Annotated in this window: 2 pseudogenes; both read left to right on the top strand. The window is 54.4% G+C overall.

Annotation, left to right across the window (positions count from 1 at the left end):
* Positions 1–95: 95 nt before the first annotated feature.
* Positions 96–878 (top strand): annotated as a pseudogene (locus GBM95_RS11695) (UTP--glucose-1-phosphate uridylyltransferase); the annotation flags it as partial.
* Between the two features lie 26 nt (positions 879–904).
* A pseudogene (locus GBM95_RS11690) lies at positions 905–1,427 on the top strand (phosphomannomutase/phosphoglucomutase); the annotation flags it as partial.

Below are 1,427 nucleotides of genomic sequence, written 5' to 3'. Positions count from 1 at the left end.
CGCAAATTCAATTATAACACAAAACACCCATTTTTCATGCCTGTAAACTCTGAAATTTTCAGAATTTACAGGCATTTATTTTATGGAAGTCCCCTAAAGCAATGCCGAAAGAAATGCTTCCAGTCGTCGACAAACCGCTGATTCAATATGCAGTTGAAGAAGCGGCAGCAGCCGGCATCACCGAAATGATCTTCGTTACTGGTCGCACCAAGCGGGCCATTGAAGATCATTTTGACAACCGACCGGAACTTGAGCGCGAACTCGAGGATAAGGGCAAAAAGGAGCTTCTCGATACGCTCCGCTCGATCGTTCCCGCTGGTGTTACGTGCGTCTACATTCGTCAGCCGCAGCCGCTCGGACTCGGTCATGCCGTTCTGTGCGCACGCCCTGTTGTTGGCAACGAGCCCTTTGCCGTCATCCTCGCCGACGACCTTGTGGACGCGGACGTCTCCGTCACCAAGCAGCTTGTTGAAGCCCGCGAACGTGCTGGCGGCGGCAATGTATTGGCAGTTCAGCAGGTTCCCCGCGAACACACCAAGCGCTACGGCATTGTGTCCGCATCCGCAACTGTTGACGAACGCCGATTCGACGTGTCGGGCATCGTTGAAAAGCCCGATCCAGCTGTTGCACCTTCAACGGAAGCCGTGATTGGCCGATACGTTTTCGAACCATCGATCTTCGAGTACCTTGCTAAACAGAAGCCCGGTGCAGGCGGCGAAATTCAGCTCACCGATGCCATTGCGGCTTCTCTTGCGGACGTGCATTGCTCGGCATATCGGTTTGAGGGTCGACGCTTTGATTGCGGTTCCAAGCAGGGCTTCATTAACGCTACGGTTCACTTTGCTCGTAAGCGTGGATTCACGATCGCAGCAGATTGACCAGCTTTTAGAAAAGGAGAAAAACGATGAAAATCGACGCCTCAATTTTCAAAGCCTACGACATACGTGGCGTTGTTGACCACACGCTCACGGAGGACGCCGTTCGCGCGGTCGGTCGGGTTCTCGGCAGCTTGGCGCTTGACAGAGGCGCCGGGCGCTTCTGTGTGGGCCGTGACGGTCGGCTGACCGGCGAGCGGCTTCAGAACGCTCTGGTGGAAGGCATTGCCTCGACAGGCATGGACGTTCTGGATGTCGGGGCTGTACCCACTCCCGTTCTCTATTACGCAACCAAGTACTTTGATTGCGGCACGGGTGTTGCAGTCACCGGGTCGCACAATCCGCCGGAGTACAACGGTCTCAAAATGATGGTGGCCGGTGTCACACTCTTTGCCGATCAAATTCAAAACGTTCGTGAACGAATTGAACGCGAGGTCTGGCTCACTGCCGTTTCACCAGGCTCTATCGAACGTGTTGATGCCGTTACGCCGTATGTTGAAAAGGTGATTGACGGCGTTCGACTTTCCCGTCGACTTAAGGTTGTGGTTGACG

It is taken from the genome of Sutterella seckii (assembly GCF_009183815.1).
GTDB lineage: Bacteria > Pseudomonadota > Gammaproteobacteria > Burkholderiales > Burkholderiaceae_F > Sutterella > Sutterella seckii.
This window is presented reverse-complemented; position numbering and strand designations above follow the sequence as displayed.